This is a genomic window from Shewanella sp. AS16 (assembly GCF_021412365.1).
Taxonomy (GTDB): domain Bacteria; phylum Pseudomonadota; class Gammaproteobacteria; order Enterobacterales; family Shewanellaceae; genus Shewanella; species Shewanella salipaludis.
Genome location: NZ_JAKCLK010000051.1, coordinates 1 through 492, shown reverse-complemented (window position 1 = coordinate 492; position 492 = coordinate 1). Strand labels below are relative to the sequence as shown.

Annotated in this window: 1 protein-coding gene; it reads right to left on the bottom strand. The window is 66.3% G+C overall.

What is annotated here, in order from left to right; genetic code table 11:
* Positions 1-492 (bottom strand): Ig-like domain-containing protein (locus tag LZP73_RS21650; protein ID WP_234236529.1); only part of this gene is annotated, 492 nt, incomplete at both ends.

Genomic DNA, 492 nt, shown 5'->3' with positions numbered 1-492 from the left:
GCAGGTTGAGCAGATCGTCGACCGCCACCGGGAACTGGTTTGCCAGCACATCGACAGTAACCTGGCCGCTGCCCGAGCCCCCCTGGTTATCGCTGACGCCATAGGTGATCAGCGCCTGGCCGAAGTAGTCGGCCAGCGGCCGGAAGTACAGCCGCTCGCCCCTCACTTCAACCTGGCCCAGGTCGACGCTGGCGCTGGTCAGCACCAGGGAGTCGCCGTCGGCATCGCTGTCGTTGGCGAGCACGTCGATCAAGGTGTCGGTATTCCAGCTCATGCTCAGGCTGTCGGCGACGACAACCGGGGCATGGTTGCTGCTCATGGGCACGGCTGCCACACTCGGGTCGACTATGGTGCCGTTGGTTACACCGTCATCGTCGTTGGGGCCGCCATCGCTGATGGTCAGCTCAATACACCAGTGGCCCGGGGTTAACCCCGGCTGCCAGGCGCCGTCACCCGGCGGCGGGCAGTAGCCCTTGTCGCCGGCGGCCGAGC